This is a genomic window from Paracoccus cavernae (assembly GCF_042430175.1).
GTDB classification, from domain to species: Bacteria; Pseudomonadota; Alphaproteobacteria; order Rhodobacterales; family Rhodobacteraceae; genus Paracoccus; species Paracoccus cavernae.
The window spans coordinates 1-23,760 of the sequence record NZ_JBHMDZ010000038.1 but is presented as its reverse complement, the minus strand read 5'-3'; the positions used below and the strand labels follow the sequence as shown (position 1 = coordinate 23,760).

Below are 23,760 nucleotides of genomic sequence, written 5' to 3'. Positions count from 1 at the left end.
GCCCCGCCTGCGCACATCTTTGGGCCGATGCCAAACGATGCACCCGATGACCTCAAGCTGGAGCGCGCGAAGTGGATCGCAGCGCAAGCTTCCGCTGGCTATTCCACGCGCCGGATTGCAACCGCCTTGAACATCAGCCCCACCACCGTGCGCGGTGCTGCCGCAGTTGGTCGCGAGCTTGCGCCAGCCAAGCAGACCATCGGCCTGCCCAGAGCAAGCTGGGAGGATCTGCGCCCTGCGCCGCGCCATGAAACAGAGCCGCGCCCCTCATTGGCGCGCACGCCACCGCCCGACCGCCAGACGCAGAGCCAGATCGACAAGGTGATCGGGTTTATCCGCCAGATCCATGCTGAATTCATGGCCGCAGAGGCCAAGACATGACCATGAGCACCCACCGCGGCATCACCATCGTGGAAAGCGACCATCCGAGCGGCGCGCGGACATGGGTGCATGAGGAAACCGGATCCGGTGGCATTGCCCATACCTACGAAGAGGCGATCCGGCAGATCAGCCGTTTTCTCGGGCCGGATCCGGCATGCGCGAGGTGTCGCGGGCACGGCGCGGAAGACTGGGCCTTTTTGGCAATCGCGCCTTGCGCGGTCTGCTTTCCGGAGGATCCGGTCGTCGAGGATAAGAGGAGGGTTGGGTGATGGGACGTCGCGCGAACTTCACGGAGGCGCAAATTAAACGCGCGATCCGCGCAGCGCGGGAGATCGACAACCGCGCAATCGTCGAGGTTACAGCAGAAGGAACAATTCGCATCCTTCCCGAAGCGCTACAGAAAAACAGAAGCGATGTAGACGATTGGTTTAGCCAAGATGACTAGAATCATCCTCAAGGGGATCAACAGGGTACGCAAAAAGCTCGCAACAGGCGAAGTGCGCGAGCATCACTATGTGGGCCGAGGAAAGGGGGCCGTCAAATTCTGGGACAACAGCATGCCCTTTCCGGTCGGCTCGCCGGAATACGTCTCGGCGTTTTCTGCGGCCGGATCGAGCACCTCCCCAGCGGTCGGAAAGTTCCGATCGATCATTCTGCGATTCTTGGACAGCTCCGATTTTAACGGGCTAGCCCCACGCACACAAAGCGACATGAAGGTTTCATTTTACCACGACAAGAACGGGATCGATCGCAAGTTCGGCGACGCGCCTTTGGCGGCCTTTGATGACCCGCGCATCCGCGTTCAAGCCCTCGACTGGCGGGACAAGATCGGCGGCAAGGTCGGGGATGACCGAATCCGGCACCTGCAAAGGCTGGTCGCCTTTGCTCATGATCGCGGCACCCTTCGCCATCACCACCTTCAGAAGGTGAAATCGGTCTACAAGAGCAATCGGTCGGAGATCTTCTGGACGCCCGACGAAATAGAACGCTTCAGAGCCGGTTCGCCGCCTCATGTCTGGAGGATCCTCGCGATTGCCCTAGAAACGGGCTTGCGTCCGGGAGACCTCGCCGAGTTGACCCGCGATCATATTCACCGGACACCGCACGGCTATCGCATCGTGATTCGCACCAACAAGCGCCAACGGCTCGCCTCGATTCCTGTCACGACGGGGATGTTGGAAATCCTATCCGCGATCCCGCCGAGCCAAGCGACGCTCATCACGACACAGGCTGGGACGCCATTCAAGCACGAGAACTATCTCGGTGACGCAGTCAGCGAATGGCGTGACCGCCTAAACATTCGCAAGGAACTGCGCCTCTATGACGCGCGGGGAACTGCGGCGACGAGACTACTGGAGGCCGGCGCCGACTTGAAAGAGATCGCCACGCACATGGGGTGGTCGCTCAAGCATGCCGCCGAGGTGATCGAGCGCTATGTCGCGCTCTCCGCAGATATGAGCGACAGCCTCGCTGAAAAGCTCAAGACGGCGGAAAAACGAAAAAACTTGCAAACCAAGCTGCAAACCGGAGGTCAAAATGAAGGCTAAAACGTGGTCGGGGCGAGAGGATTCGAACCTCCGGCCTACGGTACCCAAAACCGTCGCGCTACCAGGCTGCGCTACGCCCCGAACAAGGCACTCATAGCCGCTGGAATCGAAAGGGGAAAGCCACAATCGTCAGCGGCAGGGTGCGGCGGCCGTGCTTTTCGAAATCCCCGCGAAGGCCATTGCCTGACCCGGCTTCAACCCGAGCCGCGCGGCCTCTCCGCCGGCGAGCTCGACCACATAGAGGCGGTCGGGATCGGGATCTCCGGGCAGGTTTCCCGGCACCGGCGTCTCGTCGAGCGGCTTGGCTTCGGGATGGATATGCCGGATCACGCCGCGCGCATCGAGAAAGATCATATCGAGCGGGATCAAGGTGTTGCGCATCCAGAAACTCGCGGGGCGCGGCGTCTCGTAGATGAAGATCATGCCGTGATCGGGCGCGAGCTTTTCGCGAAACATCAGGCCCTGCGCGCGCTCCGCCTCGTCGTCGGCAATCTCGACCGTGATGCTTTTGGCGCCGGTATCGGTCAGGAAAACCACCTGATCGGGCGGGCAGCTTTGCCCTGCGGCAAAAGCACCGGCAGAGCCCAGCAGCAGGCCGGCACAAGCCAGACCCAAGCGGCCCAACACGGTTCCAAAAGCGAGAGGGAGGCCGCTCACAAGACGCCGGCGACAAGCCGCGGCTTGAGCAACAAAGGTACATTCGCGGCAGATTGCGGGCTGCGCTCGGATTCGATGACACGATCCCAGGTCAGGATCTGGGCCGCCATCAGACCGCGACGGCCGTCAACGATGCGGATGGCGATTGCCTCGCCCACGGTCAGATCGGCGAAACCGCCGTGACGGAGCACCTCGATATGCAGGAAAATGTCGCCCTTCTGGCCGAAGACGGTCGCAAAGCCGAAGCCCTTGGCCTTGTCGAACCATTTCACGCGGGCGGGCAACAGGGGAAGACGCTCGACGTCTTCGGTGGCTGCACCGCTCAGGTCGGCGATCGGCGGCATGGCACTGGTCGTCGAAGGCTCGATGGACAGAACCTCCACGGCCTGCAGGCCACGGCTGGTTTCCTGGGCGATCAGCTCGACGCGCGAGCCGTCGGCAACCGAGCTTTGGCCGAAGTTGCGCAGCACATTGGCATGCAGCAAGACATCACAGCCTTCGCCTTCAACGACTGACAAAAAGCCAAAGCCACGCGCCGCGTCGAACCATTTGATCACGCCAGTGATGGGGCGCTTCAGGCCGCCAGTCTCGTTCATAACTTTACGCTTCCTCTATCGATCCCATTTTAACGACTGGCACATGAAAACCAGCAGGCTGGCTTAGCAAACTACATTCGGGACAGGATCAGAGACTAGTTGGTCAGGTTTTCCATACCATGTGGTCATTGAGGCGCAGAATCAAGGGCTAAGACGCGTCACAACCCAAGGGTTATTGGCGCTTTCTTGCCCATCACGCGGCAGTGTTTTGATTTCCCTGCCAGTTTCGTCGTGAGTCCAGCGAAAGCGGTCATGCAGACGAAATGCACCATCTGCCCAGAATTCAATCTGAACAGGTCGGATTCGGTAGCCCCCCCAGAACGGCGGCCGCTTCGGGCTCAACCCTTGCGCGAAACCCTGCTTGGCGACCTCGGCGAGCAGCGCGGAGCGGCTTGCCAATGGGCGGCTTTGCGCCGAAGCCCAGGCGCCGATTCGGGAATCCAGCGCACGCGAGCGGTAATAGGCATCGGCCTGCTCGCCCTCTTCGCGGATGACATGGCCACGCACGCGGATCTGGCGGCGCAGGGTTTTCCAATGCATCACGAAAGAGGCCACGCCCGTCGCCTCGATCTGGGTGCCTTTGGCACTTTCATAATTCGTATAGAAAACAAAAGAGCCGTCATCGCGCGCGCCGTCGATCTCCTTGAGCAAAACCATGCGCACATCGGGCAGCCCGTCGGCATCGACCGTGGCCAGAGCGATGGCATTGGGGTCGTTCGGCTCGGTCCTGGCGGCTTCGGCAAGCCAGCTGCGGGCGATGGCAAAAGGATCGTCTCCTGCGAAAATACCACTGCGATCGGTCATTTCCGGCATTCTCCTGACACTTGATGCCCCTGCACTCTTGGCCTAATCCTTGCGACATCGAAGAAAATCGCGAGGGACATCTTCATGTCAAGCAATAGCATGCTCGGTCTGATGCAGGGTAAGCGCGGCCTAATCATGGGGCTGGCGAATGACAAGTCCATTGCATGGGGCATCGCCAAAGCTCTTGCGGACGCCGGTGCGGAACTGGCTTTCTCCTATCATGGCGAGGCGCTGAAAAAGCGCGTTGACCCGCTGGCGGCACAGATCGGTTCGGATTTCGTGGTCGAATGCGACGTCTCGAACGAGGCCTCGGTCGCCGAGCTGTTCGAGAAACTCGGCCAGCGCTGGGAGTCGATCGACTTCGTCGTCCATGCCATCGGCTTCTCCGACAAGGACCAGCTGCGCGGGCGCTATGCCGATACGACGCGCGACAATTTCATGATGACGATGGATGTTTCCGTCTATTCCTTCACCACGGTTTCGCGTCATGCAGCGGCGCTAATGCCCAATGGCGGCAGCCTGTTGACGCTGACCTATTACGGCGCCGAGCGCGTGATGCCGCATTACAACGTCATGGGTGTCGCCAAAGCCGCGCTCGAGGCATCGGTGCGTTACCTCGCCGAGGATCTGGGCAAGGACGGCATCCGCGTCAACGCGATCTCGGCCGGTCCGATCAAGACGCTGGCGGCGTCGGGCATCGGCGATTTCCGCTACATCATGAAGTGGAACGAGCTGAACTCGCCTCTGCGCCGCAACGTCAGCCAGGAAGAGGTCGGGAAATCGGCGCTTTACCTGCTGTCGGATCTGGGCTCGGCCGTCACCGGCGAGACCCATCACGTCGATGCGGGCTACCATGTCGTCGGCATGAAGGCCGTCGACGCGCCCGATATCGCGACCGCTCATAAAGAGTAACGAAACCGCGAAAGCGGCAAGACAGCGAAAGTAGCACGCCGGGATGAGTTTTGAACAGTTTTTGGAACTCGTCTCGGCGCTGACGCTGGCGATCCTCACCCCCGGCCCCGCCATTATCGCCGCCATTCAGGCGGCGTTCCAATTCGGGCGGGCCCGCGCCCTGCCCTATGCTTTGGGCCTTGCCGCGGGGGCCTCGCTTTGGTGCATCGTCGCGCTCGTGGGGCTTGCGGTGGTTTTCCGGCTGCACCCCCCGCTGTACACCGCGATGAAAATCTTCGGCGGCATTTATCTTCTGTGGTTCGCCTCGGTCTTGTGGCGCGCCTCGACGCAAGCCCTGCCCGAGGCGGCGGGCGGCGCGAGCAAGGGTTTCTGGGGCGGGATCGCCCTCAACCTCTCGAACCCCAAGCCCGCGCTTTTTTATGCCGCATTGATTCTGTCGGTCTTTCCGCAGGCCCTTTCGGCACCCGAGAAAGTCACGGTCTATTTCGTCTCGCTGGGGACGGAGCTGTTCTGGTACGCCATGATCACGGTCACCATGTCGACCGCCATCATGCGCAACCGCTATTTCGCGGCAAAATTCTGGATTGACCGTGCGGCGGCACTGGCGATGGGCTTGCTTGGTCTGCTATTGATCCTGAATCATTAATCAAGGATTTCCCCAATGACCGAGCGCCTCCCCCACGAAAAGGGCTTTCACGTCAGCTGGGACCAGATGCACCGCGATGCCCGCGCCCTTGCATGGCGGCTTGACGGTCGGGAGTGGCGCGCCGTCGTCGCCATCACCCGTGGCGGTCTGGTTCCTGCGATGATCGTCGCCCGCGAACTCGACATCCGTACCATCGACACGATTTCCGTCAAATCCTACCACAAGCAGGAACAGGGCGGCCTCGAGGTCCTCAAATCCCCCGATCCGGTGCTGATGGGCGACGGCGACGGCATTCTGGTCATCGACGATCTGGTCGATTCCGGCCGCACCCTTGAACTCGTGCGCCAGATGTATCCCAAGGCCCATTTCGGCACGGTTTACGCCAAGCCCAAAGGCAAGCCGATGGTGAACGATTACGTCACCGAGGTGAGCCAGGACACCTGGATCTTCTTCCCCTGGGATATGGCCCTGCAATACGTCCAGCCGATCCGCGGCGAGGATTGATGAAGGCCGCGGGACAACGCTTTCTGCATCGGGTTTTCGAGGCTTCGATCCTGATCAAAGGCGTTTTCGCGGCTTTCGAGACTTTGGTCGGCATCATGCTGACCACACCGCTCAGTGGGCGTGCGCTCCGCTTTCTTCACGAAACGGAGCTGCACCAGCTGATCGCGGACCCCGACGACCGTCTGGCCGGAGTGCTTGTGCGCCACCTCTCGGGGGTGCAAAGCGGCCATCTGCACTTCTGGGCGATCTATCTGATCGGGCACGGGCTGGTGAAACTGGTCGTGGTGACGGCTTTGGCGCGCGGCTGGTACAGCGCCTATCCTTTTGCAATGCTGGTGCTTGGCGGGTTCATCGTGTGGCAGATGTTCGACTGGTGGCAAACCGGAGGCCCCGTCATGCTCGCGCTGTCGGCCTTCGACGCCTTCGTCATCTGGCTGACATGGCGCGAATGGAAAACGCGGAAGACGTGATGCGCCCCCCGCGTTTGAAGTTTTCCCAGATCAGGCCGAAGCCTTAGCTGTTGCCGCCCCGCACGAAACGCGCGGCCTCTTCGGCCGCACGGCGAAGCGCACGGCTTTTGTTCACGGTTTCCTCGAATTCGGCCTCGGGGTCGCTGTCATAGACGACACCGCCGCCCGCCTGGATATAAAGCGTCTCGTCCTTGACCACCGCCGTGCGCAGGGCAATGCACATATCCATCTCGCCATTGGCGGCGAAATAGCCGACCGCACCGGCATAGACACCGCGTTTTTCGGGCTCGAGCTCGTCGATGATCTCCATCGCGCGGACCTTTGGCGCGCCGGAAACCGTGCCAGCCGGCATCCCCGCCAGAAGCGCCGACAGCGCATCTTCGCCCTCGCGCAGCTCGCCCACGACGTTCGAGACGATATGCATGACGTGGCTGTAACGCTCGATGGTGAACTGCTCGGTCGGGCGAACCGTACCGATCTTCGCCACGCGGCCGACATCGTTGCGCCCGAGATCGAGCAACATCAGATGTTCGGCGAGTTCCTTCTGGTCACCCAGCAGATCGGCCTCGAGCGCGCGATCCTCGGCCTCGTCGGCACCGCGTTTGCGCGTCCCCGCGATCGGGCGCACGGTCACCTCGCCGTCGCGCAGACGCACGAGGATTTCGGGGCTGGCGCCCACGATCTGGAAACCGTCGAGGTTGAGGAAGAACATGAAGGGAGACGGGTTCGTCCGGCGGAGCGAGCGGTAAAGCGCGAAGGGCGGCAGGGGGAAATCCATCGCCCAACGTTGGCTCGGCACGACCTGAAAGATATCGCCCGCGCGGATATAATCCTTGGCCTTTTCGACCGCGGCCAGATAGCCCTCGCGCGAGAAATTCGAGCGCGGCTCGCCGACCTGCATGTCCTGACCAAGCGTGCGCGGCTCGAACGGTTGGCGGTCGAGCGAACGCAAAGCCTCCATCACGCGCTCGGCAGCTTGGGCATAGGCCGCGCGCGCGGGCACACCGTCCTGATGCCATGCGGGAGCGCAAAGCGTGACCTCGCCCTTCACGCCGTCGAGCACCGCGACAACCGTCGGGCGCAGCAGCATTGCATCGGGCAGGTTCAAGGGATCGGGGTTCACATCGGGCAGGTGCTCGACCAGACGGATCATGTCATAGGCAAGGTAGCCGAACAGGCCTGCGCCGACCGGAGGCACTCCGTCGGGCATCTCGATCCGGCTTTCGGCGATCAGCGCCCGCAGGCTGTCCAGCGCGGGACGGTCGTCGCTTTGCCAATCGTTGCTGTAGCGCGCATTGCGGTTCACACGCGCCTTGCCGTCGCGGCATTCCCAGATCAGGTCGGGCTTCATACCCACGACCGAATAGCGGCCGCGGACCTCGCCGCCGGTGACGCTTTCGAGCATGAAGCTCATCGGCGCCGCCTCGGCGAGTTTCAGCATCAGGCTGACCGGCGTATCAAGATCGGCGGCAAGGCGCAGGGTGACCAGCTGGTTCTCCCCCGCATTCCAGCCGCGTTCGAATTCGGAAAACTCAGGCGTCAAATCCATGATCACATCCGCGAGTTGACCGCATCGACTGCAGCCTGATTGATCGTCACGCTTTGCTCCGCCAGCAATGCACGCGAGAAATATTCGTACATGTCCTGCTGCAAGGCATCGCTCAGGCGGCGTTCGACGCCGGTTTTGACCTGCGCGGCTTCCTCTGCCCCAAGATCCGCCGGATGGACGGCATCAAGGCTCACGAGGAAGACGCGGTTGCCGTCGGCCACGACCTCGGCATCGCCAACCTCGTTGAGCGCGAAAGCCGCCGCAACCAGAGCCGCCGGAGTGCCTTCGATGAAGCCGTCGCGGGCAAGGGCCGCAACCTCGTGCCATTCGCCTTGACTGACCGCCGCAGGCGCTTCCGTGACCTCGGCGCCCGTCGCGACATCCACCGCCGGCGCGGCCGGAGCGGCCTCTTCGGGCGGGGTCAAGGTTTCGGCCATGACGGCAAGGCGGCGCTCGGCACCAAGGGCCTGAAGCTGGCGCTTGGTTTCGCTGGCGACCCAATCATCGGCCACGCGGTCGCGGACCTCGGCGAAGGGGATCAGCGCGGGCGGAACGGTTTCGGTCAGCTGCAGCACGAAAATGCCGCCGTCGTCGAGATCGTGCAGCTCGAGGAAATCATCGACCTTGAGCGCCTGCGCATAGCTGCGGAAATCGGGATAGGCCGCGATGCTGCCGTGTTCGGGCTGGTCGGTCTCGCTCCATTCGATGCTGCCGAGCTGCATTTCGGTTTCCGAAGCAAGTTCGTCGAGCGTCGCGCCACCTGCGAGAAGATCATCGACCTGACCGCGAAGATCGTCGATCTGGCGGCGCGCACGATCCAGAGCGGCCTCGCCGCGCAGATCGGCTTTGGCCTGCTCGAAAGAGATGTCCTGCGGCTCGAGAATGGCGTTCATCGAGAACAAGGCCGAGCCGAGATCGACCGCGATCGGGCCGACAACGGCCGGCTGGTCGATGGCGAAAACCGCCTCGCCCGCAGTGCCGAGCTCGTCCTTGGTGACTTCGCCCAGATCGATATCATTGAGCGTCAGCCCGCGTTCGTTGACCAAAGCTTCAAAGGTGACTTCGCCGCGATCAAGACGCGCCTTGGCAGCTTCGGCATCGGCGGCATTCTGGAAGACCAGACGCTCGACCATGCGGCGCTCGGGCTTTTGAAACTCATCGATGCGCTGCTGATACAGGTCCCGAAGGGCCTGATCATCCAGCTGGACGCTGCCCTCGATCATGTCCGGCGTAAGCCAGGCATAGGAAATCTTGCGCTTTTCCGGTGCGGTGAAGCGGTCGGCATTGGCCTGATGCCAAGCCTCGAGCGTCGCTTCGTCCGGCACGGCGACCGGCGCGGAAAGATCGGCGGCAACCAGTTCCTGCCAGCGCAGGTCACGGGTCTCGAGCAGCCAGGAAGTCGAGAGATCGGTGAAAGCGGCCGGTGCCTTGACGCCCGAAACCACAGCGCGCTGCAAGATCATGCGCGCCTCGTCCATGCGCAGATCATGTTCGAATTCGCGCACGGTCAGGCCCTCGCGGCGCAACACGTCGGCATAGACCGCCGGATCGAACTGCCCGCTGAGGTTTTTGAAGGCAGGCGCATCCTGCAGCTGTTTGGCGACGACATCATCGCCCACCGAAACCCCGAGACGGTTCGCCTTGTCCTCGAGCGAGGCGACCTGAACCTGACGCGACAGCACGACCTGCGGCAGGCCGATGGATTTGGCCTCTTCATTGGTCAGGTTGCGGCCGGTTTGCTGGGCAAAGCCCTGCATCTCGTTGCGCAGGCCGCGGGCGTAATCGCCATCGGTGATCGCGACTTTGCCGACCTGACCGATCTCGGTCCCGCTGCTCGTAAAGCTGTCGACACCAAAGCCGACCAAGCCGAACATCAGCATCGCCATCAAGACCCAGACGACGAGGGACTTTCCTTTTTTCCGGACCTTGCTCATTTTATGCTGCCTGTCTTTTTCATATCGCGCTGTGTTTTAGGGTGCCGTTTTAGGGGGCCGGGCCAATCGCGGCAAGTGTCGCGACCCTTCCGCGACACTATGGGACATGGCCGATGGCGGGGAAACGGCGGGCTCAGGGCCGGAAAGCAGCCAAACGCTGCATCAATTCGTCGATTTTCGCCCCCGAGATATTGGCGAAGGCAATACGGACATGGCGCAACCCCGACGAATCGCCCTCGGGCATGAACATCGTGCCGGGCAAAAGCAGCACGCCCGCCTCGCTGACGAGACGCTTGGCCAGTTCGGGCGAGGGAAGATCCCAAGGATGCTCGGCCCAGGCGAAATAGGCGCCGCAGCCCTTGAGCTTCCAGCCGGGCAAAGCCTCCATCCCCGCGCGCATCGCATCGCGGCGGGCGATCACTTCGCGGCGCTCTCCGGCGAGCCAGTCCCCGAGATGGGTCATCCCCCAAAGCCCGCCGATCTGGCCTAGCTGGCTGGTCGAAATCGCCAGCGTATCGAGCACTTTCTCGACCTCGATCATCCGCCTTTCGCTGGCCACCAGCGCGCCGACGCGATGACCGGTCAGCCGGTACGCCTTGGAGAAGGAATAGAGCTGGATCAGCACATCGCCCCAATCGGGATCGCTGAAAAGATCATGCGGCGCGCCCTCGCGGCTGTCGAAATCGCGGTAGGTTTCGTCGACGACCAAAGCGAGGCGGCTGTTGCGGGCCAGCTCGTAAAAGGCGCGCAGGGTTTCTGCGGGATATTCCGCGCCGGACGGGTTGTTCGGCGTGACCAGAACAATCGCGCGCGTCCGTGCCGTAACCAGCCTTTCGGCATCAGCGGCATCGGGGATCATACCCTCGCCGCAAAAGAGAGGCACGGCTTTGATCCCCTGCATATCCAGCCACATTTTATGGTTGAAATACCACGGCACCGGAATGATCACCTCGTCGCCCTGCCCCGCAACCGTGGCGATTGCCGCGCAAAACGCCTGGTTGCAGCCTTGCGTGATCGCGACATTGGCCGGTTCGAGCTTTGCGCCGTAAGCGGCATTCCAGCGTTGGGCGACCGCCGCGCGCAGATCGCCATTACCGAGAACGGGGCCGTAAAGATGCGCCTCGGGGATATTGAGCGAGGCATCCGCAATCGCGCGACGCAACCCCTCTGGCGGGGGATCGAGCGGTGCGGCCTGGCTCACGTTGATCAGCGGCCGCTCGGCGGAAAAGCTGACCCCTTCCAGCCAGCGGCGCGCCTCCATGACCGGAGGGCGGAAGGTCGAGGCAACGGCAGGGTTGAGCGGATGCATGGCGGGCCTGATCGTGAGAGGACATTGGATCGCATGCCGCAGCATGCGCTGGCGACACTTGAGGCGTTCGCGAGGCGGCATTCAAGCACAAAGACGCCCGAGACCGCCTCATTTTGTCGGGTAATCGGGCCGGACCATCGCAGGCCCGCAGGCTCAGCGCTCGGGCGAAAGACCCAAGCCCCCCAGATCCGGCGGCAGGCTCAGATCGAGCGGATCCATCCGGATCACCCCCACGGCAACCGATGCGGCAGCTTCTGGCGCAACCACGCCTGCATCCGCGGGCCGGCCGGCAGGGGGCTGTTCCGCCTGAAGCGCGGCCAGATCGTCAAGGCGCGGGCTTTCCTCGGCCCCGCCCTCCTGCGCGATCAAAGCGGGCGGCTGCGGGACAAAAGCACGCGCAGGCGAGCGGTCATCCCCGGCGCCGATTGCGGGCGCATCATCATTGGCCGCGCCAGTTTGGCCCGGGCTGCCCGCGTCACGGGCACTCGCCGCATTCCGCGCAGGCTCGTCAGGACGCGAGGACGTTGCACCATCGCGGCTCTCGGTCGAAACCTGTTCGGGCCGGCGGTCCAGTGCGGGGGTCTGCACCCGTCCCGGAGGCTCGATCGGGATCGGAGCTTCGCGCGCGGGGCTCGGCAAAAGGTCGGAGGGTTCGCTCACAGGTGCCATGGCAACCGGCGCAACCGGAGCCTCGACGCCGGTTTGCGGACGCCCCGCCGTGATCCGCGCGGGGGCCGAGGCGGCAGCGTCGGGCGTGGTCATGACTTTCGGAGCCTCGCCCTGACGGGCGTTTTCGGGGCGGGTCAAGGGCGCGGGTGCAACCGGCTGGACGTCGTCGCCGCGTGCGAATTCCGATCCGACAGGCAGGCTGATCGCCTCGGCGTCGGGACCGGTGCTGCCCGCGCGATCGCCGCTTTGCGTCGCGACACCGGAGACGGCGGTTCTGCCCGCAGCATCCCCCGCATCCGTCGCCTTTTGCGGCAGCGGCACAACAAGCGACAATGCCGCAACCGCAGCAACACAGAGGATCGCCCCCTGAAACAGACCTTTCGCGAAGCCCCGAGCCATTCGTCTCTGCCTGTATCCGTCCCTGTTTTTCTTGCCCCGCGGGGTTGACCCCACGCGTGCCTTTGGCACATCTATAGCCGCAGAATTGACGGGGTTCACCCCCCAAAGCAAGGCGCGACCATGATCCTGCTCATCGACAATTACGACAGCTTCACCTGGAACCTCGTTCATTATCTGGGCGAAGCGGGGGCCGAAGTCGTCGTGCGGCGCAATGACGCTCTGACCGTCGACGAGGCCCTTTCGATGGGCGCGGCCGGCATCCTGATCTCGCCCGGGCCGCGTGCGCCCGCGCAGGCCGGCATCATCGTGCCCCTGATCAAGGCCGCCGCCGAACGCGCAATCCCGCTCTTTGGCGTCTGCCTCGGCCATCAGGCCATCGGCGAGGCTTTCGGCGGAAAAGTCGTGCGCGCCTCGCGCGTGGTTCACGGCAAGACCGACGACATCTCGCATGACGGGACCGGCGTTTTCTCGGATCTGCCGACGCCCCTCAAGGCCACGCGCTACCATTCGCTCACCGTCGAGCCCGAGAGCCTGCCCGACGCGCTGCGCGTCACCGCCACCAGCCCCGACGGCACGATCATGGGGCTGATGCACCGCAGCCTGCCGATCGAGGGCGTCCAGTTCCACCCCGAGTCGATCGCCTCGGAACACGGCCACCAGATGATTGCGAACTTCCTGCGCCGGACCACGAACCGCAGCGGAGACGCAGCATGAGCAATGCCCAAGACATCCGGCCGCTGATTTCGGTCGCGGCCAGCCGCTCGCTGACCGGCGAAGAGGCGCAGGCCGCTTTTACCGCCTTGTTTGACGGCGCGGCGACGCCTGCGCAGATCGGCGGGTTGTTGATGGCGCTGCGCGTGCGCGGCGAAACCGTCGAGGAAATCGCCGCCGCCGCCCGCGCCATGCGCGCCAAGATGAACCGCATCACCGCCCCTGCCGGTGCGATCGACATCGTAGGGACCGGCGGTGACGGCAAGGGCACGCTGAATATCTCGACCGCTTCGGCGCTGGTCGTGGCGGGTGCGGGGGTCGTGGTCGCCAAACACGGCAACCGCAACCTGTCGTCGAAATCGGGCTCGGCAGATGCGCTGACCCATCTGGGCATCAATGTCATGTCCACCCCCGAGATCGCGCAAACCGCGCTCGATGAAATCGGCATCTGCTTCATGATGGCCACGGTCCATCATCCCGCGATGCGCCATGTCGGACCCGCGCGGACCGAACTCGGCACGCGGACGATCTTCAACCTGCTCGGGCCGCTGACCAATCCGGCAGGTGTCGCCCGCCAGCTGACCGGCACGTTCCACCGCGACTGGAACCGCCCCATGGCCGAGACCCTGCGCGCTTTGGGTTCTGACCGCGCATGGCTTGTCCACGGCAGCGACGGCACAGACGAGCTCTCGATCGCGGGCACGAGCTGGGTGGCCGAGCTGAAAGACGGCAAGGTCACCGAATTCGAGATATCGCCCGAAGATGCCGGACTGCCGGTCCACCCGTTCGAGGACATCATCGGCGGCGATCCCGCACAGAACGCGGCAGCAGCCCGCGCGATCCTGAACGGCGCGAAAAACGCCTATCGCGACGCGGTGTTGCTGAATTCGGCCGCGGCGCTGGTCATCGCCGAACGCGCCGCCGATCTGCGCGAAGGGGCTGCTCTGGCTGCCGAAGCCATCGATTCCGGCAAGGCCTTGGCCAAGCTCGACGCTCTGGCCGGTTTCACCGGCGCACCCGAGGCATGATCCTTCCTGCGGCATGGTCCTCTCTGCCTTTCTTCACCGAAAGCTGGGCGGAGATCCGTAGCCGTCTCGAAGGCGGCAACTGGCTTCCCGGTCCCGAGCGCGTCTTTGCCGCGCTCGCGCTGACCCCGCCCGAAAAGGTGCGGGTCGTCCTTTTGGGCCAAGACCCCTATCCGACCCCCGGCCATGCCAATGGCCTGGCCTTTTCGGTCACACCCGGGACGCCCCTGCCGCGGTCGCTGAACAATATCTACAAGGAGATGTCCTCGGATATCGGCGCGACACCGGCCAATGGCGATCTGGGCCATTGGGCACGTCAGGGCGTCCTTTTGCTCAACACCGCGCTTAGCGTTCCACCCGGCGCGGCGGGAGGCCATGCGAAATGGGGCTGGGACCGGCTCGCCCGAGAGGCAGTCACCCATGCCCAATCGCTGCGACCGCTTGCTTTCATCCTCTGGGGCGGGCATGCCCAGAAAGCGCTGGCGGATCTGCCGCGCGATTGCGATCATGTCATTGCAAGCGCGCATCCTTCACCTTTGTCGGCGCGCAAAGGTTTCTTTGGCTCACACCCCTTCAGCCGCGTCAACGACTGGCTGGCCGCGCAGGGCGAGCCCGTTATCGACTGGGCCGGACTTTCCCCGAACCTCCCTCAAGGCTAGAAACAGACCATGGATATCCTCGACCGCATCAAAGCCTATAAGATTGAAGAAATCGCTAAGGCCAAAGCCGAACGCCCGCTGAGCGGTGTCGAAGCCGAGGCCCGCGCCGCATCCGCGGTCCGCGATTTCGCGGGCGCGCTGAGCGCCAAGGCCGCGACCGGCCACGCCCTGATCGCCGAGATCAAAAAGGCGAGCCCGTCGAAGGGCCTCATCCGCCCCGATTTCGACCCGCCGGCGCTGGCACAGGCCTATGAGGCGGGCGGAGCGGCCTGCCTGTCGATCCTGACCGACGCCCCGAGTTTTCAGGGCGCGCCGGAATTTCTGGTCAATGCCCGCGCGGCCTGCAACCTGCCGGTTTTGCGCAAGGATTTCCTTTACGACACCTATCAGGTCGCCGAAGCCCGCGCCTGGGGTGCCGATTGCATCCTGATCATCATGGCCTCGGTCGACGACAGCCTCGCCGCCGAACTCGAGGATGCCGCTTTCCATTGGGGGATGGACGCGCTGATCGAGGTCCACAACCGTGAAGAGCTGGACCGTGCGTTGGCACTGAAATCGTCGCTGGTGGGGGTGAACAACCGCAACCTCAAGACTTTCGAAGTCTCGATCGAGACCACGCTGGATCTGGCACCGCATATCCCGCAAGACCGTGATATCGTTTGCGAAAGCGGGCTTTTCACGCCCGCCGATCTCGACCGTATGGCCGAGGCCGGAATCGAGCGATTCCTGATCGGCGAAAGCCTGATGCGTCAAGCCGATGTCGCCGCCGCCACGCGCGAAATTCTGGGACTGGCCGCATGAGCCTGACGCATTTCGACGAGCGCGGGCAGGCCCATATGGTCGATGTCTCGGGCAAGGTGGAAACCGCACGCACCGCGATTGCCGAAGGGCTGGTCGTCATGGCGCCCGAAACGCTGGCGCTTGCCCAAGGCGGCGCGGCCAAGGGTGATGTGATCGGCGTCGCCCGTCTGGCGGGGATCATGGGGGCCAAGCGCACCTCGGATCTGATCCCGCTGTGCCATCCGCTGCCGATTTCCAAGGTCGCGATCGAATTCGAGCCCGATCCCGCCCTGCCCGGCATCCGTGTCACGGCGACCGTTTCGACCACCGGCCGCACCGGCGTCGAGATGGAGGCGCTGACCGCCGTCTCGACCGCCTGCCTGACCATCTACGACATGCTCAAGGCCGCCCAGAAGGACATGCGGATCGAAGGGATCCGGCTTCTGTCCAAAACCGGCGGAAAATCAGGGGATTTCAAAGCAGAATGATCACCGTCGAGGAAGCCACCGCATTGGTTCTGGGTCTGGCGCAGCCTCCGGTTGCCGAGGAAATCGCCCTTCGGGACGCCCTTGGCCGCGTCATGATCGCGCCCGCGCTGGCCCGCCTCACCCAACCCCCTTTCGATAGCGCCGCAATGGACGGCTATGCGCTGCGCGACGCCGATCTGCCCGGTCCGCTGCGCGTGATCGGGGAATCCTCGGCCGGTCATCCTTGGGAAGGAGCCCCGCGCCAAGGAACCGCGATCCGCATCTTCACCGGAGCGCCGGTGCCCGCAGGCTATGACCGCGTCGTCATGCAGGAGATCGTGACGCGCGACGGTAACGAAATCACCGTCGGCGCGGTGAACGAGAACCTCAATATCCGCGCGCGCGGCAATGATTTCGCCGAAGGCTTCGCCTTTCAGCCCGCCCGCCCCTTGGCGCCCTCGGACCTCTCGTTGCTCGCGGCGATGAATGTCGCGCGGATCACCGTCGCCCGTCGTCCGGTTGTTGCCGTCATGGCAGGCGGCGACGAGCTGGTGCGTCCGGGCGAGGTCCCCGGCCCCGGCCAGATCATCTGCTCGAACGATCTCGCCATTGCAGCCATCGCCCGCGAGGCCGGTGCCGAGGCCCGCATCCTGCCGATCGCCCGCGATACCGAAGACAGCCTGCGCGAGGGCTTCGCCGCCGCGCGCGACGCCGATCTGATCGTGACGATCGGCGGTGCCTCGGTCGGCGATCACGACCTTGTCGGGAAGGTCGCCTCCGACCTCGGAATGGAGCGCGCCTTCTACAAGATCGCGATGCGCCCCGGAAAGCCGTTGATGGCGGGCCGGATCGGCAATGCCGCAATGCTCGGCCTGCCCGGAAATCCGGTGTCCTCCATCGTTTGCGCCATGCTGTTCCTCAAGCCGCTGGTCGCGAAGATGCAGGGGCTAAGCCTTGCCCATCCCTATCAAAGCGCCAAGCTGACCGCCCCCCTCCCGCCCGAGGGCGACCGCATGCATTACCTGCGCGCCAAGCTGTCCCTTGACGGCGACGAGCTGGGTATTGCCGCTTTCGACGATCAGGATTCCGCGCGGCTCGGCATTCTGTCGCAGGCCGATGCCTTGCTGGTCCGTCCCGCTTTCGACCCCGCCCGAGCGGTCGGCGAGACGGTGCGTTATTTGCCTCTGCGCGCGTAAAACCCGACAAAAGCGCCCTTTTCGCGAACATAAAGCGTCCGAGTTAACCTTTTGTTCAACCGAATCGGCTCATCTCGTTGACGTGATGAGCAGGTGAAGTTAGAACATAAGCTGAACATATTGCGGCCGTGTCGATCGGGGAACATTCATGCTGACCAAGAAACAGATCCAGTTGCTCGAATTCATTCAGGCGCGGCTTGCACGTGACGGGGTGCCGCCCTCTTTCGACGAAATGAAGCTGGCCCTGGATCTGCGGTCGAAATCGGGGATCCACCGTCTGGTTACCGCTTTGGAAGAGCGCGGCTTCATCCGCCGCCTGCCCCACCGCGCCCGTGCCTTGGAAATCCTGCGCCTGCCCGATGCCCTGAACAAAGGCTCCGATTTCAAACCCCGCGCGATCGAAGGCGGCAAGGCCGCGCCCCATCCCGCCGCACCACGCGATGCGATCCCGCTGGTCGAATCCTCTGCGATCGAATTGCCGGTCATGGGCCGCATAGCAGCCGGTGTCCCGATCGAGGCGATCTCGGAAATCTCGCATCACATCGCGGTTCCGGGCAGCATGCTCTCGAGCCGCGACCACCATTACGCGCTCGAGGTGCGCGGGGATTCGATGATCGAAGCGGGGATCAACGATGGCGATGTCGTCGTGATCCGCGAACAGAATTCGGCCGACAACGGCGATATCGTCGTGGCCTTGATCGAAGGTCACGAAGCGACCCTCAAGCGCTATCGCCGCAAGAACGGCCTCATCGCGCTCGAGGCGGCCAATCAGGCCTATGAAACGCGGCTTCTGCCAGAACATATGGTCAAGGTCCAAGGCCGCCTCGTCGGGCTGATCCGCAGCTACTAAGCCTTGGCAGCACGTGCATCCGGCCTTCCGCCGCCGGTTGTACGCGATTGCGCGGCAATCATCACTTCGGCGAAAACAACCGGCCCGCAGCGTTGCGGCTCAAGGGCGGCTGCTGTAATCATACGGGGAAAAGCGACAGGCAAAGGACATCTCATGCGCGCCCTCCTCCTTGGCTTCTGCGCCCTGATCTCTCTGACCGCTCCGGCCACGGCCTTCGACACCAATGCCCGTGCGGCTTGGGTCTATGACGTCGAAACCGGAACCGTTCTGATGGAAAAGAACGCGAACGAGGCATTGCCTCCGGCGTCGATGTCCAAGCTGATGACGATCTACATGCTGTTCGAGGCACTGGAAGAGGGTCGTGTCCAGATGGACACCCGCCTTCCGGTCTCGACCAAGGCCCGCCAGATGCAGGGCTCGACGATGTTTCTCAACGAGAATGATCGCCCGACCGTCGAGGAGCTCATCAAGGGCATGATCGTTCTTTCGGGCAATGACGCCTGTGTCGTCGTCGCCGAAGGCCTTGCCGGAACCGAAGAAGCCTTCGCCCGCCAGATGACCGAGCGCGCCAAGGCCATCGGCCTGACCCATTCCCATTTCGTGAACGCTTCGGGCTGGCCCGCTCCCGGCCATGAAATGTCCGCCCACGACCTTGGCGTTCTGGCGCAGCACCTGATCACCGACTTTCCAGAATATTACAAATTCTTCGCGCTCGAAGAATTCCCCTACGACAACCGCGCGCCCGCGAACCGCAACAACCGCAACCCGCTGCTGCGTCTCGGGATCGGGGCGGACGGCCTGAAAACCGGCCATACCGAAGAGGCCGGTTTCGGCCTCGTCGGATCGGCAGCGCAAGGCGGCCGCCGCGTGATCTTTGTCGTCTCCGGCCTGCCCGACGACCGCTCGCGCGCCGAGGAATCCGAGCGGATCGTGAACTGGGCCTTCCGCCAATTCACCATGCGTACCGTCGTTCCCAAAGGCGACATCGTCGCCGAAGCGCCGGTCTGGCTCGGCAACCGCAGCAAGGTCGGCCTGACCACCGTCGACGGCGTGAAGGTTCTGATCCCGGCCGGGGCACAATCGGGCATGACCGCCGAGGCAGTGTTCAACGGTCCGATCGAAGCACCGATCAAAGCCGGCACGCGGGTTGGCGATCTCGTCATCAACATCCCCGGCACCGGCGAATCGCGCATGCCGCTGATCACCGCCACCGATATCGAAACCGCGGGCATTTTCGGGCGCCTGCAAAGCGCTGCCGTGCGGATCGGCCGCAAGGCAATCGACGCGGCCGGCGGCTGATCGCCAGCGATGTTCATCAGTTTCGAGGGCATTGACGGCTCTGGCAAAAGCACACAGGCGCGGCGTCTGGCCGAGGATCTCGGCGCGCTCGGCCGCGACGTGACCCTGACGCGCGAGCCCGGCGGCAGCCCCGGTGCCGAAGAAATTCGCCGCCTCCTCGTCGAGGGCGGCAGCGAGAGATGGTCGCCCGAGACCGAGCTTTTGCTGTTCACGGCCGCAAGGCGCGACCATATCGAACGTACCATCCGCCCCGCCATCGCGCGGGGTGCGACCGTGATCACCGACCGTTTCGCGGATTCGACCCGTGTCTATCAAGGTGCCGCGCGGGCCGATTTGCGCACGATCGTCGACCAGCTTCACCAGCTGATGATCGCCATCGAGCCCGACCTGACCTTTGTCATCGATATCGACCCCGAGGTGTCCCTGCGTCGCGGCCATGCCCGCAACACGGTCGAGGATCGCTTTGAAGGCATGGGGCTCGACTTCCAGATCAAACTGCGCGCGGGTTTCCGTGCTCTGGCCGAAGAGGCCCCGAACCGCGTCCGCCTGATCGACGGCGCGGGAAGCCCCGATGACGTCGCGGCCCGCATTCGGGCGGCGCTCCCATGAGCGAGGACGCGCTTCCCGAATCCGACCGCGTTCCGGGGGCCCCCCACCCCCGCCACACCGAAACGCTGATAGGCCATCGCGACGCGATCGCCAGCTTCACCTCGGCGGCGCGCTCGGGCAGGCTCCATCATGGCTGGCTGATTACCGGCCCGCGCGGGACAGGCAAAGCGACACTGGCTTGGGCGCTTGCGCGTTGGCTTCTGGCCGAGGATCTGTCGCTCGAGGTCGCGGAGGCGGGCCGGACCCCGATCGCCCGCCGCATCGCCGCCCTTTCTGAGCCGCGCCTTCAACTTGTGCGCCGCCCCGTCGACGAGAAAACCGGACGCCTTCGCGCAGAGATCACCGTCGACGAGATCCGCAAGCTGCTCTCTTTCTTCCATATGAGCGCTTCCGAAGGCGGCCGCCGCGTCGCGATTATCGACAGCGCCGACGAGATGAACACCTCAGCCGCCAATGCGCTGCTGAAAATGCTCGAAGAGCCGCCGAAAGATGCGGTGATTTTCCTGATCTCGCACCAGCCCGCGCGACTTTTGCCGACAATCCGCTCGCGCTGCCGCGAACTCCGCCTTTCGCCGCTGTCGGGCGCGGAAATCGGTCAGGTTCTCGCCACGCTCGAGGCCGAGGGCGATCCGGAGAAACTCGCCGCGCTTTCGGGCGGCTCTGTGGGCGAGGCTCTGCGCCTCACGGGCCAGAACGGGCTCGAGATTTACCAACGCATCACCGATCTTTTCGCCGATGGCGGACGGATCGACCGTCGCCGCGCGTCCGCCCTCGCCGATCTCGCGGCCACGCGGGCCGGCGCGGATGGCGATGCTTTCGATCTTGTTATTACCCTGCTCGACCGTTTTCTGTCGCGCGCGGCGATGGCCGGACTGTCCGGCCCGCCGCTGCCGCAGGCTGCCGAACGCGAGGCCGAGGTTCTGGCGCGCCTCTCGCCCCATGATCTCGCCGCGCGGCAATGGGCCGAGGCGCAGGCCGAACTTTCGGCGCGGGCGCGCGCCGGTCGGGCGGTCAACCTTGACCCTTCCGCGCTGGTGTTGGATATGCTGATTGGGCTGGCGAACCGGCCCGCGAATTGATCGGATCAGGCGAAGATGACCGCACCCTCCCCCTTGCCGCAGCTTGTCGACAGCCATTGCCACCTCGATTTCGCCGATTTCGTCGGCCAGCAGGACGAGCTGATTGCCCGCGCCAAGGCGGCAGGCGTGTCGCGTATGGTGACGATCTGCACGCGCATGAAGAACGAACCGGCGGTCCGCGCGCTGGTCGAGGCGCATGACGGCCTGTTCTATGCCGGCGGCGTCCATCCGATGTCGGTTACCGAAGAGCCTTTGGTCACGGTCGATGCGCTCGTCGCCCTCGCCCGACATCCGAAGTTCGTGGGCATCGGCGAGACCGGCCTCGACTACCATTACACGCCCGAAAGTGCGGGCATTCAGGCCGAAAGCCTGCGCATCCATATCGAAGCCGCACGCCGCACCGGCCTGCCGCTGATCATCCATTCGCGCGATGCGGACGAGGATATGGCGCGCATCCTCACCGAGGAGCATCGCGCAGGCGCGTTTTCCTGCGTCATGCATTGCTTCACGAGCGGCGCGGCTTTGGCACAGGCGGCGCTCGATCTGGGCTTTTACCTTTCCATGTCGGGGATCGCGGCCTTCCCGCGTTCTTCCGATCTGCGCGCGATCTTTGCCGCCGCCCCGCGCGAGCGCATTCTGGTCGAGACCGACGCCCCCTATCTCGCCCCCCCGCCTTATCGCGGCAAGCGCAACGAGCCGGCCTATGTCGTCCATACCGCCCGCGTCGGCGCCGAGACCTTCGGCATGACCGAGGCCGAATTCGCCGCGCTCACCACGGCGAATTTCGACCGGTTGTTCACGAAGGCCGCAGCATGATCCGCGCGACGGTCCTCGGATGCGGATCGTCGGGAGGGGTTCCCCGTCTGGGCAACCGTTGGGGTGCCTGCAATCCCGACAATCCCAAGAACCGGCGGCGGCGCTGTGCGCTTTTGGTCGAGCGCGAGGGACCGAAAGGCACCACCCGCATCCTGATCGACACCGGCCCCGATATGGTACCGCAGCTTCTCGCGGCCGATGTCGGCGAGCTCGACGGCGTGCTCTACACCCATGCCCATGCCGACCACACCCACGGCATCGATGACCTGCGCCAGATCGTCTACAATATGGGTCGCATCATGCCGATCTGGGCCGACCGCGAGACGGCCAACGCGCTGACCGACCGTTTCGGCTATATTTTCGAGACGCCCGAGGGCTCGCATTACCCGCCGATCGGCGAATTGCGCCGCATCGGAGGCCCGTTCGGCGTTGACGGCGCGGGCGGGCGGCTGTCCTTTACCCCTTTCGAGGTCGACCACGGCGGCATCACAGCTTTGGGTTTCCGCATCGCGGGCGAGGATGGCGGGCTGGTCTACCTGCCCGATGTGCTGTCGATCCCCGAAGCGGCCTGGCCCGCGATCGAGGGTTGCGAAGTCTTCATATGCGACGCCCTGCGCCATACTCCGCATCCGAGCCACGCCCATCTCGCGCTTGCGCTCGAATGGATCGAACGCTCGGGCGCCGCGCGCGGCATCGTCACCAATATGCATATCGATCTCGATTACGACGAGGTCATGCAGATGACTCCCGACCATGTCGTCCCGGCCCATGACGGATTGGCAATAGGCTTCAAATGACCATCCTTGTCGACGTTATCCTGCCGGTTTTCATCATCATCGGCTTTGGCTATTTCGTCGCTTGGCGCAACATGTTCTCGGAAAGCTCGGTCGACGGGCTGATGCGCTTCGCCCAGAATTTCGCGGTGCCGGTCCTGCTGTTCGCCAGCATCTCGCGCCTCGATCTCGGCGGAAACTTCAACGGGCTGATGTGGCTGGCGTTCTATAGCGGCGCCTTCCTGTCCTATTTCGTCGGTTGGTTCGTGTCGCGGCGCTTTCTCGGCCGCTCGCCCGAGGATGCCGTGGCCATCGGCTTTTGCTGCCTCTTTTCCAACTCGCTCCTGCTCGGCGTCCCGATCATGGAGCGTGCCTACGGGGCCGAGGCGATCTCGGGCAACCTCGCAATCATCTCGATCCATTCGCCGCTTCTTTACACCTTCGGCATTACGATGATGGAGTTCACGCGGGCGCGCGGACAGGGCATGTCGATCAGCCGTGTCGCCTCGCGTGCGCTGATCGGGGTTATCCGCACGCCGCTGGTGATCGGCATTCTTTGCGGTCTGATCGCCAACGGGCTGCTTTCGGCCGGTCTGGTCCTGCCCGAAGGCTTCTGGGCGGCGGCCGATATGATGGCGCGTTCGGCCCTGCCGGCCGCGCTTTTCGGCCTTGGGGGCGTGCTCTACCGCTACCGTCCCGAGGGGGATACCAAGGCCATCGTGCTGTGCTGCTTTTGCTCGCTGGTGCTGCATCCGGTGGTCACCTACGGGCTGGGCACGCTCTTTCAGCTTCAGGTACCGGCGATGCGCTCGGCGGTGATTACCGCGAGTATGGCACCGGGGGTCAATGCCTATCTCTTCGCCTCGCTTTATGGCGCGGCCAAAAGGGTTGCGGCTTCGACCGTGTTGGTCGCAACCGCGCTTTCGATCTTTTCGATCTGGTTCTGGCTGGCGCTTCTGCCGTAACGCCCCCCAACGGAAAAGGGCGCGCCTGATGGCCGCGCCCTTTCCTCCGTCCCTCGTCGGATTTCGTTTACCGCGGGGTGACGCCCCTCAGCCTTTCGGTTCTTCTTCGCAGGAGCTCGACGGTTGTGAGGAGCGCGATGGAGAAGATCACGAG

General features: G+C 63.9%; 28 protein-coding genes and 1 tRNA gene. 21 read left to right on the top strand and 8 right to left on the bottom strand.

Features of this window, described 5'->3' with window-relative positions; all coding sequences use genetic code 11:
- The 4 genes from ACFFUC_RS13160 to ACFFUC_RS13145 all read left to right on the top strand — a co-directional run.
- The coding region (locus ACFFUC_RS13160) for a hypothetical protein (RefSeq protein WP_377686907.1) at positions 1-381 on the top strand (381 nt) is incomplete at its 5' end.
- A gap of 2 nt (positions 382-383) precedes the next feature.
- Positions 384-650, top strand: coding sequence for a hypothetical protein (locus tag ACFFUC_RS13155; protein ID WP_377686905.1), 267 nt, complete (start codon positions 384-386; stop codon positions 648-650).
- Positions 647-826 carry a hypothetical protein gene (locus tag ACFFUC_RS13150; RefSeq protein WP_377686903.1) on the top strand — a complete coding sequence of 60 codons (180 nt, stop codon included), beginning with the start codon at positions 647-649 and terminating at the stop codon, positions 824-826. Before ACFFUC_RS13155 ends, ACFFUC_RS13150 begins: the two co-directional genes overlap by 4 nt.
- A complete protein-coding gene (locus ACFFUC_RS13145; protein ID WP_377686901.1) occupies positions 819-1,928 on the top strand; it encodes a tyrosine-type recombinase/integrase in 1,110 nt (369 codons plus the stop codon). The genes ACFFUC_RS13150 and ACFFUC_RS13145 overlap by 8 nt, the downstream gene beginning before the upstream one ends.
- A gap of 4 nt (positions 1,929-1,932) precedes the next feature.
- Here the strand turns inward: ACFFUC_RS13145 and ACFFUC_RS13140 are convergent.
- The 4 genes from ACFFUC_RS13140 to pdxH all read right to left on the bottom strand — a co-directional run bounded on the left by ACFFUC_RS13140 (position 1,933) and on the right by pdxH (position 3,985).
- A tRNA-Pro gene (locus tag ACFFUC_RS13140) sits at positions 1,933-2,009 on the bottom strand.
- Positions 2,010-2,057: 48 nt separating this feature from the next.
- Complete coding sequence (locus tag ACFFUC_RS13135) at positions 2,058-2,552, bottom strand: DUF192 domain-containing protein (protein WP_377686899.1); 495 nt, start codon at positions 2,550-2,552, stop codon at positions 2,058-2,060.
- A 29-nt stretch (positions 2,553-2,581) separates the two neighbouring features.
- Positions 2,582-3,181, bottom strand: a complete 600-nt coding sequence (locus ACFFUC_RS13130) for a cold-shock protein (protein ID WP_377686897.1) — start codon at positions 3,179-3,181, stop codon at positions 2,582-2,584.
- Between the two features lie 141 nt (positions 3,182-3,322).
- A complete protein-coding gene (gene pdxH, locus ACFFUC_RS13125) occupies positions 3,323-3,985 on the bottom strand; it encodes a pyridoxamine 5'-phosphate oxidase (RefSeq protein ID WP_377686895.1) in 663 nt (220 codons plus the stop codon).
- An 84-nt stretch (positions 3,986-4,069) separates the two neighbouring features.
- Here pdxH and fabI point away from each other — a divergent pair, with 84 nt between their 5' ends.
- The 4 genes from fabI to ACFFUC_RS13105 are packed head-to-tail and all read left to right on the top strand — an operon-like array spanning position 4,070 to position 6,517.
- Positions 4,070-4,897 (top strand): enoyl-ACP reductase FabI, encoded by an 828-nt coding sequence (fabI, locus tag ACFFUC_RS13120; protein WP_377686893.1) that lies wholly within the window; start codon positions 4,070-4,072, stop codon positions 4,895-4,897.
- Positions 4,898-4,940: 43 nt separating this feature from the next.
- Positions 4,941-5,543, top strand: a complete 603-nt coding sequence (locus tag ACFFUC_RS13115; protein WP_377686891.1) for a LysE family translocator — start codon at positions 4,941-4,943, stop codon at positions 5,541-5,543.
- A gap of 15 nt (positions 5,544-5,558) precedes the next feature.
- Positions 5,559-6,047: a xanthine phosphoribosyltransferase gene (gpt, locus tag ACFFUC_RS13110; RefSeq protein WP_377686889.1), complete on the top strand. Its 489-nt coding sequence runs from the start codon at positions 5,559-5,561 to the stop codon at positions 6,045-6,047.
- Entirely contained in the window at positions 6,047-6,517 is a 471-nt protein-coding gene (locus tag ACFFUC_RS13105; RefSeq protein WP_377686887.1) for a DUF2127 domain-containing protein, read from the top strand. Before gpt ends, ACFFUC_RS13105 begins: the two co-directional genes overlap by 1 nt.
- 43 nt (positions 6,518-6,560) lie before the next feature.
- Here ACFFUC_RS13105 and trpE read toward each other — a convergent pair whose 3' ends face one another.
- The 4 genes from trpE to ACFFUC_RS13085 all read right to left on the bottom strand — a co-directional run bounded on the left by trpE (position 6,561) and on the right by ACFFUC_RS13085 (position 12,377).
- Positions 6,561-8,066, bottom strand: a complete 1,506-nt coding sequence (gene trpE / locus ACFFUC_RS13100) for an anthranilate synthase component I (protein WP_377686885.1) — start codon at positions 8,064-8,066, stop codon at positions 6,561-6,563.
- Between the two features lie 2 nt (positions 8,067-8,068).
- A complete protein-coding gene (locus ACFFUC_RS13095; protein ID WP_377686883.1) occupies positions 8,069-10,000 on the bottom strand; it encodes a peptidylprolyl isomerase in 1,932 nt (643 codons plus the stop codon).
- A 133-nt stretch (positions 10,001-10,133) separates the two neighbouring features.
- Positions 10,134-11,309, bottom strand: coding sequence for an aminotransferase (locus ACFFUC_RS13090; protein ID WP_377686881.1), 1,176 nt, complete (start codon positions 11,307-11,309; stop codon positions 10,134-10,136).
- A gap of 153 nt (positions 11,310-11,462) precedes the next feature.
- Positions 11,463-12,377, bottom strand: coding sequence for a hypothetical protein (locus ACFFUC_RS13085; RefSeq protein WP_377686879.1), 915 nt, complete (start codon positions 12,375-12,377; stop codon positions 11,463-11,465).
- A gap of 120 nt (positions 12,378-12,497) precedes the next feature.
- On the opposite strand from ACFFUC_RS13085, the gene ACFFUC_RS13080 reads away from it, so the two are divergent.
- From ACFFUC_RS13080 to ACFFUC_RS13020, 13 genes are all read left to right on the top strand, one after another.
- Positions 12,498-13,091, top strand: a complete 594-nt coding sequence (locus ACFFUC_RS13080; RefSeq protein WP_377686877.1) for an anthranilate synthase component II — start codon at positions 12,498-12,500, stop codon at positions 13,089-13,091.
- Entirely contained in the window at positions 13,088-14,116 is a 1,029-nt protein-coding gene (trpD, locus tag ACFFUC_RS13075; RefSeq protein ID WP_377686875.1) for an anthranilate phosphoribosyltransferase, read from the top strand. The genes ACFFUC_RS13080 and trpD overlap by 4 nt, the downstream gene beginning before the upstream one ends.
- Positions 14,113-14,772, top strand: coding sequence for a uracil-DNA glycosylase (locus ACFFUC_RS13070; protein WP_377686873.1), 660 nt, complete (start codon positions 14,113-14,115; stop codon positions 14,770-14,772). The genes trpD and ACFFUC_RS13070 overlap by 4 nt, the downstream gene beginning before the upstream one ends.
- Before the next feature lie 9 nt (positions 14,773-14,781).
- On the top strand, positions 14,782-15,573 hold the full coding sequence (trpC, locus tag ACFFUC_RS13065; protein ID WP_377686871.1) for an indole-3-glycerol phosphate synthase TrpC: 792 nt from the start codon (positions 14,782-14,784) through the stop codon (positions 15,571-15,573).
- Complete coding sequence (moaC, locus tag ACFFUC_RS13060; protein WP_377686869.1) at positions 15,570-16,040, top strand: cyclic pyranopterin monophosphate synthase MoaC; 471 nt, start codon at positions 15,570-15,572, stop codon at positions 16,038-16,040. Before trpC ends, moaC begins: the two co-directional genes overlap by 4 nt.
- Positions 16,037-17,215, top strand: a complete 1,179-nt coding sequence (locus tag ACFFUC_RS13055) for a molybdopterin molybdotransferase MoeA (protein ID WP_377686867.1) — start codon at positions 16,037-16,039, stop codon at positions 17,213-17,215. Before moaC ends, ACFFUC_RS13055 begins: the two co-directional genes overlap by 4 nt.
- Positions 17,216-17,363: 148 nt before the next feature.
- The gene (lexA, locus tag ACFFUC_RS13050) at positions 17,364-18,065 is read left to right on the top strand and encodes a transcriptional repressor LexA (RefSeq protein WP_377686865.1); all 702 of its coding nucleotides are present in this window, start codon (positions 17,364-17,366) and stop codon (positions 18,063-18,065) included.
- A 153-nt stretch (positions 18,066-18,218) separates the two neighbouring features.
- On the top strand, positions 18,219-19,364 hold the full coding sequence (locus ACFFUC_RS13045; protein WP_377686863.1) for a D-alanyl-D-alanine carboxypeptidase family protein: 1,146 nt from the start codon (positions 18,219-18,221) through the stop codon (positions 19,362-19,364).
- Between the two features lie 9 nt (positions 19,365-19,373).
- Complete coding sequence (gene tmk, locus ACFFUC_RS13040) at positions 19,374-19,973, top strand: dTMP kinase (RefSeq protein WP_377686861.1); 600 nt, start codon at positions 19,374-19,376, stop codon at positions 19,971-19,973.
- Positions 19,970-21,052, top strand: a complete 1,083-nt coding sequence (locus tag ACFFUC_RS13035; RefSeq protein WP_377686859.1) for a DNA polymerase III subunit delta' — start codon at positions 19,970-19,972, stop codon at positions 21,050-21,052. The genes tmk and ACFFUC_RS13035 overlap by 4 nt, the downstream gene beginning before the upstream one ends.
- Before the next feature lie 15 nt (positions 21,053-21,067).
- Positions 21,068-21,868 carry a TatD family hydrolase gene (locus tag ACFFUC_RS13030; RefSeq protein ID WP_377686857.1) on the top strand — a complete coding sequence of 267 codons (801 nt, stop codon included), beginning with the start codon at positions 21,068-21,070 and terminating at the stop codon, positions 21,866-21,868.
- Entirely contained in the window at positions 21,865-22,665 is an 801-nt protein-coding gene (locus tag ACFFUC_RS13025) for an MBL fold metallo-hydrolase (RefSeq protein ID WP_377686855.1), read from the top strand. Before ACFFUC_RS13030 ends, ACFFUC_RS13025 begins: the two co-directional genes overlap by 4 nt.
- Positions 22,662-23,606, top strand: a complete 945-nt coding sequence (locus tag ACFFUC_RS13020) for an AEC family transporter (protein WP_377686853.1) — start codon at positions 22,662-22,664, stop codon at positions 23,604-23,606. Before ACFFUC_RS13025 ends, ACFFUC_RS13020 begins: the two co-directional genes overlap by 4 nt.
- The last annotated feature ends 154 nt before the right edge of the window (positions 23,607-23,760 follow it).